The organism is Pseudomonas sp. PDNC002 (assembly GCF_016919445.1).
Taxonomy (GTDB): Bacteria; Pseudomonadota; Gammaproteobacteria; order Pseudomonadales; family Pseudomonadaceae; genus Pseudomonas.
The window spans coordinates 4,527,974-4,543,732 of sequence record NZ_CP070356.1; the positions used below are offsets into that span (position 1 = coordinate 4,527,974).

Annotated in this window: 14 protein-coding genes; 3 read left to right on the forward strand and 11 right to left on the reverse strand. The window is 65.4% G+C overall.

Annotated features, from left to right (window positions below; all coding sequences use genetic code 11):
• Positions 1–332 precede the first annotated feature (332 nt).
• Both JVX91_RS20440 and JVX91_RS20445 read right to left on the reverse strand, forming a co-directional pair.
• Positions 333–1,691: a DUF1329 domain-containing protein gene (locus JVX91_RS20440; RefSeq protein ID WP_205335982.1), complete on the reverse strand. Its 1,359-nt coding sequence runs from the start codon at positions 1,689–1,691 to the stop codon at positions 333–335.
• Positions 1,692–1,729: 38 nt separating this feature from the next.
• The gene (locus JVX91_RS20445) at positions 1,730–3,583 is read right to left on the reverse strand and encodes a DUF1302 domain-containing protein (RefSeq protein ID WP_205335983.1); all 1,854 of its coding nucleotides are present in this window, start codon (positions 3,581–3,583) and stop codon (positions 1,730–1,732) included.
• A gap of 283 nt (positions 3,584–3,866) precedes the next feature.
• Here JVX91_RS20445 and JVX91_RS20450 point away from each other — a divergent pair, with 283 nt between their 5' ends.
• The 3 genes from JVX91_RS20450 to JVX91_RS20460 all read left to right on the forward strand — a co-directional run bounded on the left by JVX91_RS20450 (position 3,867) and on the right by JVX91_RS20460 (position 7,046).
• Positions 3,867–5,189, forward strand: a complete 1,323-nt coding sequence (locus JVX91_RS20450) for a CapA family protein (protein WP_205335984.1) — start codon at positions 3,867–3,869, stop codon at positions 5,187–5,189.
• A gap of 165 nt (positions 5,190–5,354) precedes the next feature.
• Positions 5,355–6,029 (forward strand): polysaccharide lyase family 7 protein, encoded by a 675-nt coding sequence (locus JVX91_RS20455; protein WP_205335985.1) that lies wholly within the window; start codon positions 5,355–5,357, stop codon positions 6,027–6,029.
• Positions 6,030–6,455: 426 nt separating this feature from the next.
• Positions 6,456–7,046: a GNAT family protein gene (locus tag JVX91_RS20460; RefSeq protein ID WP_205335986.1), complete on the forward strand. Its 591-nt coding sequence runs from the start codon at positions 6,456–6,458 to the stop codon at positions 7,044–7,046.
• 8 nt (positions 7,047–7,054) lie between these two features.
• On the opposite strand, the gene JVX91_RS20465 is transcribed toward JVX91_RS20460, so the two are convergent.
• The 9 genes from JVX91_RS20465 to JVX91_RS20505 all read right to left on the reverse strand — a co-directional run bounded on the left by JVX91_RS20465 (position 7,055) and on the right by JVX91_RS20505 (position 15,695).
• The gene (locus tag JVX91_RS20465; RefSeq protein ID WP_205335987.1) at positions 7,055–8,557 is read right to left on the reverse strand and encodes an aldehyde dehydrogenase family protein; all 1,503 of its coding nucleotides are present in this window, start codon (positions 8,555–8,557) and stop codon (positions 7,055–7,057) included.
• Entirely contained in the window at positions 8,554–9,606 is a 1,053-nt protein-coding gene (locus JVX91_RS20470; RefSeq protein ID WP_205335988.1) for a phosphotransferase, read from the reverse strand. Before JVX91_RS20470 ends, JVX91_RS20465 begins: the two co-directional genes overlap by 4 nt.
• 4 nt (positions 9,607–9,610) lie before the next feature.
• A complete protein-coding gene (locus tag JVX91_RS20475) occupies positions 9,611–9,955 on the reverse strand; it encodes a cupin domain-containing protein (RefSeq protein WP_205335989.1) in 345 nt (114 codons plus the stop codon).
• A 137-nt stretch (positions 9,956–10,092) separates the two neighbouring features.
• Positions 10,093–10,473 carry a cupin domain-containing protein gene (locus tag JVX91_RS20480; protein WP_240201632.1) on the reverse strand — a complete coding sequence of 127 codons (381 nt, stop codon included), beginning with the start codon at positions 10,471–10,473 and terminating at the stop codon, positions 10,093–10,095.
• A complete protein-coding gene (locus tag JVX91_RS20485; protein WP_205335990.1) occupies positions 10,466–11,770 on the reverse strand; it encodes a glycosyltransferase in 1,305 nt (434 codons plus the stop codon). Before JVX91_RS20485 ends, JVX91_RS20480 begins: the two co-directional genes overlap by 8 nt.
• 31 nt (positions 11,771–11,801) lie before the next feature.
• Complete coding sequence (locus tag JVX91_RS20490; protein WP_205335991.1) at positions 11,802–12,881, reverse strand: ABC transporter ATP-binding protein; 1,080 nt, start codon at positions 12,879–12,881, stop codon at positions 11,802–11,804.
• Entirely contained in the window at positions 12,874–13,689 is an 816-nt protein-coding gene (locus tag JVX91_RS20495) for an ABC transporter permease (RefSeq protein WP_240201633.1), read from the reverse strand. Before JVX91_RS20495 ends, JVX91_RS20490 begins: the two co-directional genes overlap by 8 nt.
• Positions 13,682–14,554: an ABC transporter permease gene (locus tag JVX91_RS20500; protein WP_054909749.1), complete on the reverse strand. Its 873-nt coding sequence runs from the start codon at positions 14,552–14,554 to the stop codon at positions 13,682–13,684. The genes JVX91_RS20495 and JVX91_RS20500 overlap by 8 nt, the downstream gene beginning before the upstream one ends.
• Positions 14,555–14,645: 91 nt before the next feature.
• Complete coding sequence (locus JVX91_RS20505) at positions 14,646–15,695, reverse strand: spermidine/putrescine ABC transporter substrate-binding protein (protein ID WP_205335992.1); 1,050 nt, start codon at positions 15,693–15,695, stop codon at positions 14,646–14,648.
• Positions 15,696–15,759: the final 64 nt, after the last annotated feature.

Sequence of the window (15,759 nt, forward strand, 5' to 3'; positions counted from 1 at the left end):
ACCGCTCACTCCGAACAGTCCCCTCTCCCTTCAGGGAGAGGGGACTTTCCGAGCCGCCGAAAGACTTCTGCGCGCACTCATACGAAGCCATCGGGTGAAGTCCCAAATCACCGCTCACTCCGAACAGTCCCCTCTCCCTTCGGAGCGGGGCGCGCAGCCAGGGTTAGGGAGAGGGCATGGAAGGCCTGCACCCAAGGTTCGCGAGCAAGGACTGGGCATCCCCCTCGGCCCTACGAAGTGCCGCCGGGCAGGAACATCGGCAGGCGAAAAAAAGCGGCCCGAGGGCCGCTGAATAACACAGGGAGCGCCGGTGAGCGCCAGTAAAGCCCGCCTTAGCGGATACCCGTGGCGCGCAAAGCGTTGGGGGTGAAGTCGTTGCTGCTGGACTTCACCGCGAAGTCGTAGCTGCTCTTCTCCTCGTTGCGCAGGCCGGAGACCGTGTAGCGTCCGGACAGCACGTCGTAGTGGGTCTCCGCCGTCAGCCAAGTGAACTGCTGATCGTAGAACGGCCGCGCATGGCCCTCGGACACACGCCAGAGGCTGCCCCGGCCGTCGTAGGCGTCGGCCTCGGCGATCTGCCAGCTGTCCTCGTCGATGTACAGGTCACGCTTGCTGTAGATGTGGCGCTGGCCCGGCTTCAGGGTCGCCACCACGTGCCAGACGCGGTGCAGCTCGTAGCGGGTATGGTCCGGGTTCAGGTGGCCGGGCTTGACGATGTCGTCGTACTTCAGCGTCGGCGAGTCGAGTGCGAAGCTGTTGTACGGGATGTACAACTCCTTCTTGCCGACCAGCTTCCAGTCATAGCGATCCGGCGCGCCGTTGAACATGTCAAAGTCGTCGTAGGTACGCATGCCTTCCGCGCCGGGGCTGTCGTAACCCACCTGCGGGGCGCGGCGCACGCGGCGCTGGCCGGCGTTGTACATCCAGGCCATGCGCGGCTCCTTGACCTGGTCGATGGTCTCCAGCACCAGCATCACGCTGCCCGCGCGACGCGGCGGCGAGAGGATTTCCTGGCGGAAGTAATAAAGGATGTTGTTCATCTTCGCCGGGTCGTAGTCCTTGAGCCCGAACGGGAAGGCGAACTGCTCCTTCATGTAGCTGATGGTGTAGTCGCCGTTGGTCTGCGGGTTCATCTGCGCGGTGGTGCGCAGCATGGCGTCGCCGCGGTAGCGGGTGACGTGGTTCCAGATGACTTCGAGGCCGTTCTGCGGAATCGGGAACGGGATGGTCATGCTGAAGTTGGTCAGCCCGTTGCCGCCCTCCGCCAACGAGGTGGTGGTAGCGTTCTTCTTCGCCGCGTCGATCACCGCTGGCGGATAGCTCGCGCTGCGGTGGCTGGGGTAGACCGGAATGCGGTAGGTGTCGGGGAAGCGCTGGAACATCGCCAACTGGCCGGGCGTCAGCTTGTCCTTGTACTGGCTGGCGGTCTGCGCGGTGATGGTGAACAGCGGCTTGTCCGCCGCGTAGGGATCGGCGAGGAAACCGCCGGCGTCGGCTTTGCCGGCGTTCGGCGCCAGGCCACCGGTCCAGGCCGGGATGCTGCCGTCGGCATTGGCGGATTTCTCGGCGCCGATGGGGGTGAGTTCATTGCCCAGGCGCGCGGCCTGGTCGGCGCCCACCGCGGCCATCACTTGCCCGGCGAGCAGGCTCAGGGTCAGGCAGCCGGCCTGCAACCATTGCTTGTTGTTCATGCTGATACCTCTGGGACTGAGAGTGGAGCAGGCGGGGGTCAGAAACTGACGCCCAGGCTGACGGCAAGGAAGTCGCGGTCGGTGTTGACGTTGTAATCACCGCCGAAGTAGTCGGTGTAACTGATGCTCGCGGTGTAGCGGCTCAGGTACTCGGCATCGACGCCGACGCTCACCGACTTGTCGCCCTCGTTGAAGGTCGGGCCGTAGCCCTCCACGTCGTGGGAGAACGCCAGGTTCGGGCGCAGCGAGATGCCGCCGATGAGGTCGTTGTACTCAAGGCCCGCGCGCAGGCGATAACCCCAGGAGTTCTGGGTGTAGAAGCCTTTGTCGTTGCACTGCCCAGGGTTGGCGGTGTTCACCACCTTCTCGCACAGCGCGTTACCCGACAGGCCCAGCAGCGAAGAGCTACCGGCGCTGGCCAGCTCACCGTTGCCATACACGCTGCTGCGGCCGAAGCGCAGGTCGGAGCCATCGGTGGAACCCAGGTCGTCGATATGGCCAAAGCCGATTTCGCCCACCAAGGTCAGGCGTTCGGCGCCGATCACCGGGATCTGGTCGAAGGTGTTGGTGAAGGTCATCTGTGCCTGGGTGTAGGGCAGGCGCTTATAGCCCTGGATCAACGAGCCGTAGCTCGAATCCGCCCAGCCGCTGGCGAAGATCGGCAAGCCGGCGTTGACCATCGTATTGGTGGACGCCGAGCCGAGGGTGGCAGCGCCCGAGACGTCGCTGGAGTTGATGCCCATCGGCATGTTCGGCCGGTAGCTGATCTCGCCCTGCACCGCGGTGCTGCCCCAGGTGGTGTTGAAGCCCAGGCCGTAGAGGCGAATGTCTTCCGGATAATCCAGGTACCAACTGGCGGTGCTGCGCCCGCCCTGCCCGATCAGGCCGCCCACCGGGTCGGCCAGCGCGCCCTTGCCCACCACCCAGTTACTGGTCGGGGTGCGGCTGTGGTAGTTCATCGCGTAGGCCGAGAACTCGGTGTCGTTGACCATCCAGCGCAACGCCACGCCGAACTGGCCGCCGTCGCGGGCGTCATGGTCGCGGGTGCGCGGCACGTAGCCGTAGCCGCCCTTGATGCCGGTGCCGTCGATGTCGCGGTCGAAGTCGCTGCCGTTCACCGCCATGTTGATGTCGCAGCCCTTGGCCGCCACGTCGCTACCGAAGAAGATGCCGCAGTTGTCCGGCACGGTCTTCTCCCATTCGAGCTGGTAGAAGGCTTCCATGGACAGGGTGTCGGTCAGCCCCTGGTTGAAATACAGCATGCTCACCGGGATCAGCGCTTCCTTCACCTCGGAGCCCGGACGGCGCAGCGCGGCGACGTCCACCGGGTTGATCGAGTTGATACCGTTCTGGATGAAGGTACTCTCGCCCCAGCTCACCACCTGGCGACCCAGGCGGACTGTGCCGGGCAGATCGCGGAAGTCGTAGTTGTGGTAGATGAAGGCATCGAGCAGCTCGGCGCCGGACGAGCGCGCCGCCATGTCGCGGCCGTTGTCGTCGATGTCGTAGAGTGGGCGGTGCTCGTTCTTCAGCTCGAAGTCGTACCAGTACTTGCCACGCAGGAACAGGCCGCTGTCGCCGTACTTCAGCTCCAGGTCGTGCAGGCCCTTGAAGATCTTGGAGAAAGTCTCGCCCTTCTTGAAGTTCAGGCGGCCATCGTCGGAGGTCTGGCTGGATGCCGTTCCGCCGTTGCGGGTGCCGATGAATTTCTTGTCCGGGCTGTCCATCGCCCAGCTCGCGCCGATGGACAGGGTCGAGTCGAAGCGACCCTCGATTTCCCCCACGTTGAAGCTCACTGCCTGAGCCGAAGATGCCCCGCCAAGGGCCATGCTGGTCGCCAGCGCCAGCGCGTGCGGCTTGAAGCCTGCGGCGCCGGTTATTGTTCTTTTCATGCTGCTCTCCGCCTGGATCGTGCTGGTCACGGCAAGCCGTGCCACCCCTGCTCCGCGGCTCGACGGCCGGGAGGCGGTCGCATGGTAAGAGCGCTGTCACAAAGCTGACTGCTGAAAAAAAGTGATGCCCATAGCCAGAATGCAAGCGCCTGCACTACGCGCCGCACAAGGCTTCGCGGGCAATAACCGACGGCTATCGCGATACCCAGGATTCAGCCGACCGCCGCCGCGCATTGGCCTAAAGTCCGCCGCCATCAGCGACTCCCCGACGATGAGGTGGACCATGAAGATTGCGTTGACCGGCGACAGCATCCTGCAGCGCCGCCTGAACAGCCGTGACGACGAAACCCTGCGCCCGCTGTTCGACCTGCTACGCGGCGCCGACGTCAGCTTCACCAACCTGGAAGTGCTGCCCAACGACTTCCAGGGCGACGCGGTGCTGGAAAGCGGCGGCTCGCACTTCGGCGCTCCGTCCTGGGTCCTCGATGAGCTGGTGGACGGCGGCTTCGATCTGTTCTCCACCGCCAACAACCACAGCCTGGACTATGGCATCGCCGGCCTGCACGCCGCCCACACGCAGCTGGAGAAACGCGAACTGTTGTTCGCCGGCACCGGCCGCAACCTCGAGGAAGCGCGCCGCCCGGTGTACTGCACCAAGCCCGCCGGCACCGTCTCGCTGCTGGCCTGCACCTCCACCTTCGGCAAGGGCCAGGAAGCCAGCGAGCAGACCCGCGACATGCCTGGCCGCCCCGGCCTCAACCCACTGCGCTACGACACCGTGCACCAGTTGGACGGCACGCAGATGGAAGCCATGCGCGGGATCATCGCCAGCCTCGGCCTGGACCGCCTTTACCAGGGCGCGGTCGACCTGGGTTTCGCCCACCCGATCCCCGACCCGTCGCTGGCCGTTTTCGGTCCCTTCACCCCGCTGCTGTTCCGCCAGGGCGAGACCTCGCGCCTGCGCACCCTGCCGCGCAAGAAGGACATGGATGACATCCTGCGCTGGGTCGAGGAAGCGCGCCTGATGTCCGACGTGGTAGTGCTGAGCATCCACGCCCACGAACTGGGCCACGACGCCACCGGCGAGTGGAACCTGGAAGCCGCCGCCGAGTTCATCCAGCCGGTGGCGCGGCGCATGATCGACGCCGGCGTCGACATCGTGGTCGGCCACGGCCCGCACCTGCTGCGCGGCATGGAGATCTACAACGGCAAGCCGATCTTCTACAGTCTGGGCAACTTCATTGGCCAGAACGAGCTGGTGGAGCGCCTGCCGGCGGACAGCTACGACCAGTTCCGCGTCGACCGCAACCAGACGCCGTCGAAGGTCTTCCTGCAACGTACCCAGAACGACACCCGCAGCTTCCCCTCCGATGCACGCTTCTGGGAAAGCCTGGTGCCGGTCTGCCAGTTCGATGGCCGCCGTCTCACCGGTATCGAACTGCACCCGGTAAGCCTGGGCCTGGGCGAAGCGGTCCACCGCCGTGGCCGCCCGCGCCTGGCCGAAGGCGAGCACGCACAAGCGATCCTGCAGCGCTTTGCCGCGCTGTCGGAGCCGTACGGGACGCGCCTATCGATTGATGGATCGCTGGCGCGCGTCAGTCTCTGATCGGGCACTGCGGCCCTGGTGACCTTGCAGCACCGGGCAGCCACCAGCTGTCCGGTACCCTCGCGGGTCATGCGCGGCATCCACCACGACCGCTCGGCCGAAATTTCGCCCATCTCCGGGCAACCCCGGTCATACCCTGCACCCGTCCCCAAGAGGAATGCTGGCATGACCGTGAGTATCGACAACCTCAACATCGCCCTCCCGGTGGGCAAGACCCCGACTGACACCGTGGCCCTCGAGATTCCCGGCCCACAAGCACTGGCGCAGTATCCCGAACTGGTCACACGGTTACCCGATGGCAGCCTGCAGCTGACCGCCCCGACCCGGGGCGTCGCGAGCAAGAGCGTTCACCGTACGCGTTGCGAGTGGAAGGAACACCTCTACTGGAGCCTCTCCAGCGCGACCGAGCACGCGAACCATCAGTTGATGAAGGTCACCCAGGTGAATTCCGCGCAGAAAGTGGTAGTGGCACAGCTGCACGTGAAGGACGACGACAGCCCACTGCTCAAGGTGTTCTGGCAGAAAGGCAAACTGACCATGGGCTTCCGGCAGAACTTCAACCAGACCACCCCGGTCAACAGCACGGTGCTGGACAACGTACCGCTGGGGGCGGACTTCGACATCCTGATCCTCGCCACCTCCAGCCTCATGCTCAGCGTGCAGGCCAGCTGCAACGGGCGCACCTCCAACGTTCCCTCGATGCCGCTGGACGCCAGCTGGGCGGCGCAGGTGTTCGATTTCCATGGCGGGGTCTACAACCAGGTCGACTTCAGCGAGACGACCCTGGCCACCGACGCGTCGGTGTGCGTGATCAAGGACCTGCAGATCCGGCACGTGTGAGCGCGGCCAGGGCTGGCACCCTTCGGACGCATCGCGGATGCAGTCCGCTCCTTCAGGAATGCGCTGCTTTGGTGGGAGCGGCTGTCTTCTCTTGAGAGCCCGTGCCTGCGCTCCCCCCTCACCCCAACCCTCTCCCTCAGGGAGAGGGGGCTGCCCGTGCCGGCTGACGTTGAGGTTCCATCCTGCACCGAATGGTCCCCTCTCCCCCTGGGAGAGGGTGAGGGCCGCCCCAGCGCGCAGGCGTATCTCGTAGGAGCGGACCTTGTCCGCGAAATCCTTCACAGCGTAATCCACCACATCAGGGAAACCACGAATCCCGCCGCACCCCATCGCCGGCCCTGCCGGCACATCGCTCGGAAGCTCCGCCTACGAAAAGCGCTGTGCATCCGGTAGGCTTGGGATTCGTTCCAAGCAGAGCCCCGAAGCATGCCCGCCCTCACCTGCCCCCATCTCATCGGCCAGCACGTCGAACTCCTCCCCCTGCGCACGGAACACCGCGACGCGCTGCTCGCCGCAGCCGCCGACGGTGAACTCTGGAACCTGAAGGTCACGGTCGTGCCCGGCCCGGACACCGTGGAGGGTTATCTCGCCAAGGCCGAAAAGGGCCTGGAAGAAGGCACTGTCCTGCCCTTCGCCATCCTCGATCGGCGCAACGGAAAGATCGTCGGCAGCACGCGTTTCTGGAAGGTCGACCGCGCCAACCGCAAGCTGGAGATCGGCCACACCTGGCTCGCCCTGTCTGCGCAGCGCACGCCGATCAACACCGAGGCCAAGCTCCTTCTGCTCACCTACGCCTTCGAGGAACTCGACTGCGTGCGCGTGCAGTTCACCACCGACGAGCTGAACGAGAAATCCCGCGCCGCCATCCTGCGACTGGGCGCCGTGCAGGAAGGCATCGTCCGCCACGAACGCATCATGCCCGACGGCCGCAAGCGCAACTCGGTGCGCTTCAGCATCATCGACAGTGAGTGGCCCGAGGTGAAGGCGCGGCTGCTGGAAAGGCTGGGCCGCGCCTAGGTTTCACATCAACCCTGGTAGAACACCTCGTCGTTGTAGGGGTACCACCAAGAATGAATCTGCGGCTGATGGTCGATGATCACCATCTTCGAGCGACGGAACGCGTCCAGCCCCTGGCGGCCCAGCTCGCGGCCCATGCCGGACATCTTCCAGCCGCCGAACGGCAGCGCATCGTTATCGATCAGCGGGTTGTTCACCCAGACCATGCCCGCTTCCAGGCGGTCCGCCGCTTCCATGGCTTCGGCCAGGTCCGTGGAGAACAGCGAGGCGCCCAGGCCGAAGGGTGAATCGTTGGCCAGGCGCACGGCCTCGTCGAAATCCTTCACCTTGCAGATGGCCGCCACCGGCCCGAAACACTCTTCATGGAAGATCGCCATGGCCGGGGTGACGTCGGTGAGGATGGTCGGCTCGTAGTACCAGCCCACCGGGAATTGCGGCGGGATGCGCCCGCCGCAGACCAGCGTGGCACCCTTGGCGATGGCGTCGTCCACCAGGCGAATCACCTTGGCGCGGGCCGCCTCGCTGACCATCGGGCCGATCTCGGAACGCTCCAGCCCATGGCCGATGCGCAGCGCGCGAGCCCGCTCGGCGAAACGCGCAACGAACTCGTCGTGCACTTCATCGACCACATAGAAACGCTCCGCGGAGGTGCAGATCTGCCCACTCAGGTGGAAGGCTGCGGTCACCGCGCCAGCCGCCGCAACCTCGAGCGGCGCATGGCGGGAGATGATCATCGGGTCGCTGCCGCCGGCCTCGATCACCGCCGGTTTCATCCGTTCGGCGCAGGCCACCGCCACTGCCTTGCCGGCGGCGACGCTACCGGTAAAGGCCACGGCGTGGGTGCGTTCGGACTGCACCAGGCGCTGCGCAGTAGTGGCATCGCCCGGCACGCAGCTGACCATGCCCGCCGGCAGTACCTTGAAGTGCTCCATGAATTTCAGCGTGCACAGCGTGGTGCTTTCCGCCGGCTTGACGATGCAGGCATTGCCCGCGGCCAGCGAGGCGGCCAAGGTCCAGCACATCAGCAGGATGGGGAAGTTGAACGGCATGATGTGCACGCTGACGCCATAGGGCTCGTAGCGCACATGCTGGAACGAGCCGAGCTGGGTGGTGCCGGCTACCTTGCCCGCTTCATCGCGGGCCATCTCGGCGTAGTAGCGGAAGATCGGCGCGCAGTTGGCCAGCTCGCCCATGGCCTCGGGGAACGGCTTGCCCATCTCCAGCGTCATCAGCCGCGCCACTTCGCGCTGGGTCGCCTGGTCGGTCTCGATGGCGTTGGCCAACTGGTGAAGGATCGCCGCGCGGGATTTCGCATCGACACGCTTCCACTCGCGCTGGGCGGCGTTGGCGGCATCGATGGCGGCGTCCACGTCCTCGGCATCGCACAGGGCAATGCGGCCCACGGGTGTGAGGTCGGCGGGGTTGATGATGTCGCGCCGGCGCTGCGTGGCCACGCCCTGGTAGTGGGGGCCGATGAAGCGCAGGGGCACGTCGCTATGGAAGTCGGTCATGGAATGCTCCGCAGGGATTCGGATGAAGCCAGGCGCTGGGCGATCACGTCGCTCTCCAGCGGCTGGCGCCAGTTCGGCAAGTGAGAGTCGAGCAGCGCCGCCAGGGGGCGCAGGTGCTCGTTGTCGAGCGCGCGCTGGAACAGCCGCAGTACGCGCGGCAAATGCTTGAGATAGCCATGCTTGCCATCGCGCCGGGCCAGGCGCACGAAGATGCCCAGCACCTTGGCGTGGCGCTGGGCGGCCAGCACCTGGAAGTCGGCCATGAAACGCCGGCCGTCCACCTCCGGGCGTTGGCTGAGGTAACGGGTCAGCAGGGTCACGCGCAGCGATTCGGGTATGTCGCGCCGCGCGTCCTCCAGCAGGGACATGAGGTCGTAGGCAGGCGCACCGAACAGCGCATCCTGGAAGTCCAGCAGACCGCAGGCAGCCACGCCTTCCCTGCCCTCCAGCAGCATCAGGTTATCGACGTGGTAGTCGCGCAACACCAGCACTTCGCGGCGCATCGAGACATCGCGCCAGAGTGCGGCGAACTCCAGCAGATAACGCTCGCGAAGTTGTGCGGCGGACTGGGCGCCCACCAGCAATGGCGCGTACCAGTCGATGAACAATGCCGCTTCGTCGCTCAGTTTCTGGGAGTCATAGGCGGGTACGCCTTCGGCCGCCTGCGGGCCGGCGCGATGCAGGCGCACCAGGGCATCCACGGCGAGACGGTACAGCGCCATCTCGTCGTGGCCGGCGGCGAGCAACCGGGTATAGGTGTCCTGGCCGAAGTCCTCCACCAGCGCCAGGCCCAGCTCACGGTCGGCCGCCATCACATTGGGTGCCGACAGCCCGCAGTCGCGCAGCAACTGCGCCACCCGCAGGTACGGCGCCAGCGGCTCGGCGCCGGGCGGCGAGTCCATCAGCAACAGGCCCTTGTCGTCGAGGCGGAAATAGCGCCGCGCCGAGGCATCCGCCGGCAGCGCGGTAAGCGCCTCTCCGGCCAGGCCGCAACCGACGAGAAAGGTCTCGCGGGCGGCGGCGCGGGTGGTTTCACAAGGCAGGTTCATGGCATCACCGGATCATGTAGACCTTCTTGATGGTCTCGTGCACGGTGCACACGCCCTTCCAGTCCTTGGGGAAGAAGGCGGCGGTGTCCGACTCGATCTCGATCACTTCACCCGACTCGTGCACGTAGGTGCAGCGGCCTTCGAGGAAGTGGCAGAACTCGTCGCTGGTCACGTGGCAGAACCACTTGCCCGGCGTGCAGTGCCAGATGCCGCATTCGGACCGGCCTTCTGGCCCCTTGTGCAGGACCACGCCGCTGACGTGGGACTCGCCCTCGAGCATGGTCGGGATCACGCCCCAGTCCTTGAGTTCGGTGACTTGCAGCGGGCGGTAGATAACGGGGGTCTTCATGTACATCTCCTTCGATGGCAACCCACACGGGCGACCGGATAAGGCGTAGGGCGAATAACCGCTTGCGGTTATCCGCCGATAAATTCGGCGCAAGGTCGATGGCGGATAACGCCTGCGGCGTTATCCGCCCTACAAAATCACGCCAGCATGTAGAGGTTGCGCAGTGTGGTGTGCACGGTGCATTCACCGGTCCAGCCGGCCGGGAACAGCACCAGGGTGTCGGGCTCGACCTCGATCACCTCGCCCTCATCCGAGCGATAAGTGGCCCGGCCCGAAACGAAATGGCACAGCTCGTCGCGCGGGATCGACAGCCGCCAGCGACCGGGGGTGCAGACCCACAGGCCGGTCTCGGGGCTGTTGTTCGGCCCCTTGAACAGCAGGCGACCACTGGAATGCGAGACGCCTTCCAGCGCGTCGGACTGCACGCCCCAGTCCACCAGGTCGTCGTAGTCGCGGGCGCCACGGATGTGCGGCGCGCTGGCCGCTCCATTAAAGAAGGGGCCCTTGAACTCAGCCATGGTTCACCGCCTTGCCGCCCATCAGTTGGTCGAGGATGCGCGCGGCATCCTCCGGGCCCTTGCGCGAGCGCATGTAGTCGCTGGTACGCGCCAGGCGCTCCTGCATCAGGTCGTCGCCAAGCAGCTGGGCGATGTTGCGTGCCAGGTCCTGCTCGCTCCAGTCGTAGCGATCCATGCGCAGGCCGTGGCCGCTTTCCTGGGCCCGCATGGCGTTGTCATGGCCGTCCCAGACGTAGGGCATGACGATGGCCGGTTTGCCGAAGAACAGGCACTCGGTGAAGCTGTTGTTGCCGCCGTGATGGATCACCCCGTCGACCTGGGCGATCACCGAGGGCTGCGGGTACCAGTTGGAAACGATCACGTTGTCCGGCAGGTCGGTGTACTTCTCCACGTGCTCGCCGACGTTGAACAGCGCGCGGTACGGCAACTTGCCGATGGCGGTGACCAGGCGCTTGAGCAGGTCGACATCGCCCGAGCCGAGGCTGCCGAAGCTGACGTAGAGCAGCGGCTTGTCGTTGTGCGCCTTGAACTGCGGGATCTCGTAGGGCTTGTCGCTGCGCACGCAGCCCTGCAGGTAGTGGAACTGCCGCGCCGGCAGCGGATGGCGGCGCTGGAACTTCACCGGGTCCGGGTACAGCAGCAGGTTCATGTAGGGCGACTCTTCGAAGAAGGTGCCCAGCGGGTACGGCCGCTCGCCACACTCGGCGAGGAAGTCGTTGAAGTCGGCGTGGATCGGCGCGATCACTTCCTCGAAGCGTTTCTGGAAGCGCGCGTGGCCTTCCTTGTCGTCCACGCTCATGCCCGACAGGTAGGGCGGGATGTCCGGGTCATGCACCTCGTTCTCCGAGCAGGAGATGATCCGCACCCACGGCTTGCCGTAGTGCTTGATCGCTGGGAAGAGGATCACGTTGTCCACGCAGATCAGGTCCGGCTTGATCCGGTCGAGGATCGCCGGCAGCTCCTTCTGCGCCCACTTGGAGGTGGAGACGATGGCTTCCCAGCACTCCTTCACATAGTTGTCGAGCTGGTCGATCGGCGCCTTGCGGAAGTTGGGGATGTGGCCGTTGATGAAGTCGGTCCAGTAGCGCGCCATCTCCTCCGCCGGCATCGGCTCGGACATGTTCACGTAGTGCTCCTCGAAGCCGTACGCCGAGTACACCCCGGTCATGCCCGGATCGGTGAGGAACACCGCCTTGTGCCCCAGCGCCTCGCAGGCCTGGGCGATGCCTACCGAATTGAGGGCCGGGCCGTAGGCGGCCTCGGGGAAGAAGGCGATGACCTTGCGTTCACTACTCATGGTGCTCTCCTGTAGGTCTTGTTCTAGGCAATCAGTGAGTCAGCACGCGGCCGTGCCGCGCATCCCAGCCAAGGCGCACCGGCATGCCGGCGGCGAGGCGCAAGAAGTCGTAGTCCGAGGACGGCACGCGGACGATCAGCGGCTTGCTCGACAGCGCCGTGTTCACGTGCAGGTTGGTGTCCAGGCCGTGGTAGGCGACTTCCGCCACCTGGCCCTGAATCTGGTTGTCGGTGGCCGGCGTGGCGTCGGTGAGTACGCGCAGGCGCTCCGGGCGCAACGCAAGCGTCACGCTCTCGGGGCTTGATTCGGCGGTGGTCTCGATGTTCAGCACCTGATCGCCGGCCTGCAGGCGGTTGGTGCCCACGCGGCGGCCCTCGATCAGGTTGCTGACGCCGATGAAGTCAGCGACGAAGCGGCTGCCCGGGTTCTCGTACAGCTCGCTGGGGCTGCCGCACTGGCAGACCTTGCCGTCACGCAGCACGGCCATGCGGTCGGACATGACCAAGGCTTCTTCCTGGTCGTGGGTGACCATGATGAAAGTGATGCCGCTCTCGTGCTGCAGGCGCTTGAGTTCCAGCTGCATCTTCTCGCGCAGCTTCTTGTCCAGCGCGCCGAGCGGTTCATCCAGCAGCAGCACGCGCGGGCGCTTGACCAGTGCGCGGGCCAGGGCGACACGCTGGCGCTGGCCGCCGGAAAGCTGGTCCGGGCGGCGGTTGGCGAGCGGGCCGAGCTGCGCGGTTTCCAGCACCGCATCGACGCGCTGGCGGATTTCACTGGCCGGCAGCTTTTCCATCTCCAGGCCGTAGGCGATGTTGCCGCGCACGGTCATGTTGGGGAACAGCGCGTAGGACTGGAACATCAGGTTCAGCGGGCGCTTGTTCGGCGGCAACGGCGAGATGTCCTGGCCGTTGAGGTAGATGGCGCCGGAGCTGGGCGTCTCGAAGCCGGCGATCATCCGCATCAGCGTGGTCTTGCCGCAGCCGGACGGGCCGAGCAGCGCGAAGAACTCGTTCTCGCGGATCGCCAGGGACACCTGGTCCACCGCCGTCAGGCCCTCGCCATAGGATTTGCTGACCTGGTCCAGCACCAGCAGGTCGGAAGACTTAGTCATGGGCTTTGGGCACCTTGTTCAGACGTTGGGAGGCGAACAGCGCGGTGAAGCTGACCAGCATCACCAGGGTGGCGAGGGCGTTGATTTCCGGGGTCACGCCGAAGCGGATCATCGAGTAGATCTGCATCGGCAGCGTGGTGGAGGCGCTGCCGGAGCCGGAGTTGAAGAAGGCGATGATGAATTCGTCCACCGACAGGGTGAACGCCAGCAGCCCGCCGGCCAGTACGCCGGGGAAGATCGCCGGCAGCAGCACCCGGCGCGCGGTGGTGAACCAGCCGGCGCCCAGGTCGATGGAGGCTTCGAGGATCGAATAGTCGAAGTGCTTGAGGCGCGTGCGCACCACCGCGCAGACGAAGGCGATGTTGAACACCACGTGGCTGAGGATGATCGAGTGCAGCCCCAGGCTCATCTTCAGCAGGTTGAAGAAACTCAGCAGCGCAATGGCCAGGACGATGTCGGGGATGATCATCGGTGCCATCAGCAGGGTGTCGGCGATGTTGCTGCCCTTCTTGCCGCTGCTGCGCGCGCGCATCTCCACGCCCAGCGCGAGCAAGGTGCCGAGCACGCAGGCGATGAAGGTGGAGGTCAGCGCGACGATCAGCGTGTTCAGCGCCGCGTGCTGGATCGACGCGTTGGCCAGCAGCTTGGCGTACCACTTCAGCGATGCGCCGCCCCAGGCGGTGGGCAGGCCGCTGGCGTTGAACGACAGCAGGATCAGCACCAGGATCGGCACATAGAGGAAGGCGTACACCAGCCACAGGTGCGCGCCGAGGGCGATGCCGGAGCCGTTACGCATGGAGCTACGCATGGCGTTCGCCCTCCGCGCCCTGGGCCCGGCGCGAGACCATGGCCTGGATGAACAGGAGCAGCAGCATGATGCCGATCAGGAAGAAGCTCAGCGCCGCGCCAAACGGCCAGTCCCGCGCGGTGAGGAACTGCGCGTAGATCAGGTTGCCGACCATCTGCACCTGCTTGCCGCCCAGCAGGTCGGCGGTGATGAAGTTGCCGATGGACAGCACGAAGACGAACACCGCGCCGGCCGCCACGCCGGGCACCGAGAGCGGCAGGATCACTCGGCGAAAAGTGGTCCAGCCGGATGCGCCGAGGTCGCGCGAAGCCTCCCAGAGTTCGTTGTCGATGCGCGACAGCGAGCTGTAGATGGCGAGGATGACGAAGGGGATGTAGTTGTAGACCAGCCCGAGCACCACGGTGGCGTCGGTGTACAACAGATTGATCGGCTCGCCGCTGTAGCCCAGCAGGTTGAACAGGCGATTGAGCAGGCCTTCGCGGTTGAGCAGCACGATCCAGGCGTAGGTGCGGATCAGGTAGTTGCTCCAGAACGGCAGCATCACCAGGAACAGGTACACCGCCTGCCGGCGCGGCGTAGTGCGGGTGATGGCGTAGGCCGCCGGGTAACCGATGATCACCGCGAAGAGCATGGCCAGGCCGGCGATCTTCGCCGAGCGCAGGAGGATGTCTAGGTACAGCGGGTCCACCGCGCGGCGGTAGTTTTCCCAGGTGAACACGTAGTCGATGCCGCCATAGGCACCGCGCTCGAGGAAGCTATAGACCAGCACCAGCAGGCACGGCAGCAGCAGGAACAGGGCCAGCCAGCCCAGACCGGGCGCGAGCAGCCAGGCCGACAATTTGCGGTCGGCGGATAAAGCGGTCATGCGTAGTTCCCCCAACCCCACGCCAGGTGGGGTGCTTCAGGGTTATTCCGGAGAGCGTTGCGGGGCGCCAGAGCGACGCCCCTCCGCAGCCTTACTGCGCAGCCATGATCTCGGTCACGGCGCGGGTATAGGCCTTCTGGGTGGAACCACCGACGTCACGCAATTGCTGTTGCTTGACCAACTCTGCCGGCGTGGTGGTGAGGTTGGGGTACTTGGCCAGCAGGTCCGGCTTGAGGGTCGCCATCGCCGCCTGGTTGGGCACCTTGTAGAGGATGTTCTCCGCGACCCAGGCGTGGTTCGCCGGCTCCAGCATGTAGTTGATGAAGCGATAGGCGGCGTCGGGGTTCTTCGAGCTTTTCAGCACGACCATGGTGTCCACCCAGAGGTCGGAACCCTCCTTGGGCACCACGAACTTGATCGACTCGTTGGCCTGGGTGCCGTAGTTGCACCAGCCATCCCAGGCGTGGGCCATCAGCGCCTCGCCCGAAGCCAGCTTGGAGTAGAAGGTGGTGTCGTCGAAGGACAGCAGGCGCTTCTTGGTGGCAATCAGCTGGTCGCGCACCGCGTTGATCTGGTCCGGGTTGCCGTCGTTGACCGACCAGCCGTTGGCCAGGAAGCCGGCGCCGAGCAGCCAGCGGTCGGTGGCGAGCATGGTGGTCTTGCCCTTGAGAGCGTCGGAGGGCTTGAGCAGGTCGCTCCAGCTGGACGGTGCGGGACTGACCTTGTCCGAGCGGTAGCAGATGCCGGTGGTGCCCCAGGTGTAAGGCACGGAGAAGTGGTTGCCCGGGTCGTACTCGAGCTTCTGCGCTTCGGGGTAGAGATTCTTGAGGTTCGGCACCTTGGCCGGATCGATGTCGGCGAGCAGGCCCTGCTTATGCAGGATCTCGGCGAAGGGGGAAGAGACGAACACCACGTCGTAGCCCTCGCCGCCGGAGGCCATGAGCTTACCCATGATCTCTTCGTTGGTGGCGTGGAGGGATTTGTCGGCTTCCAGGCCAGTGGCCTTCTGGAACTTCTCCAGGTTGTCCGGGGCCATGTAGCCGTCCCAGATGGAGATCACCAGATCCTTGGCACTGGCCGTGGTGGCGGACAGCGTGAGCGCGAGGGTCGCCCCTGCGTAGAGCATGGTCTTCAGCTTCATCTTGCGCACCTGACGATGGTTGTTTTTGTGTGTCAACGGCAGCGGAACGAAAAGCGTACTACAT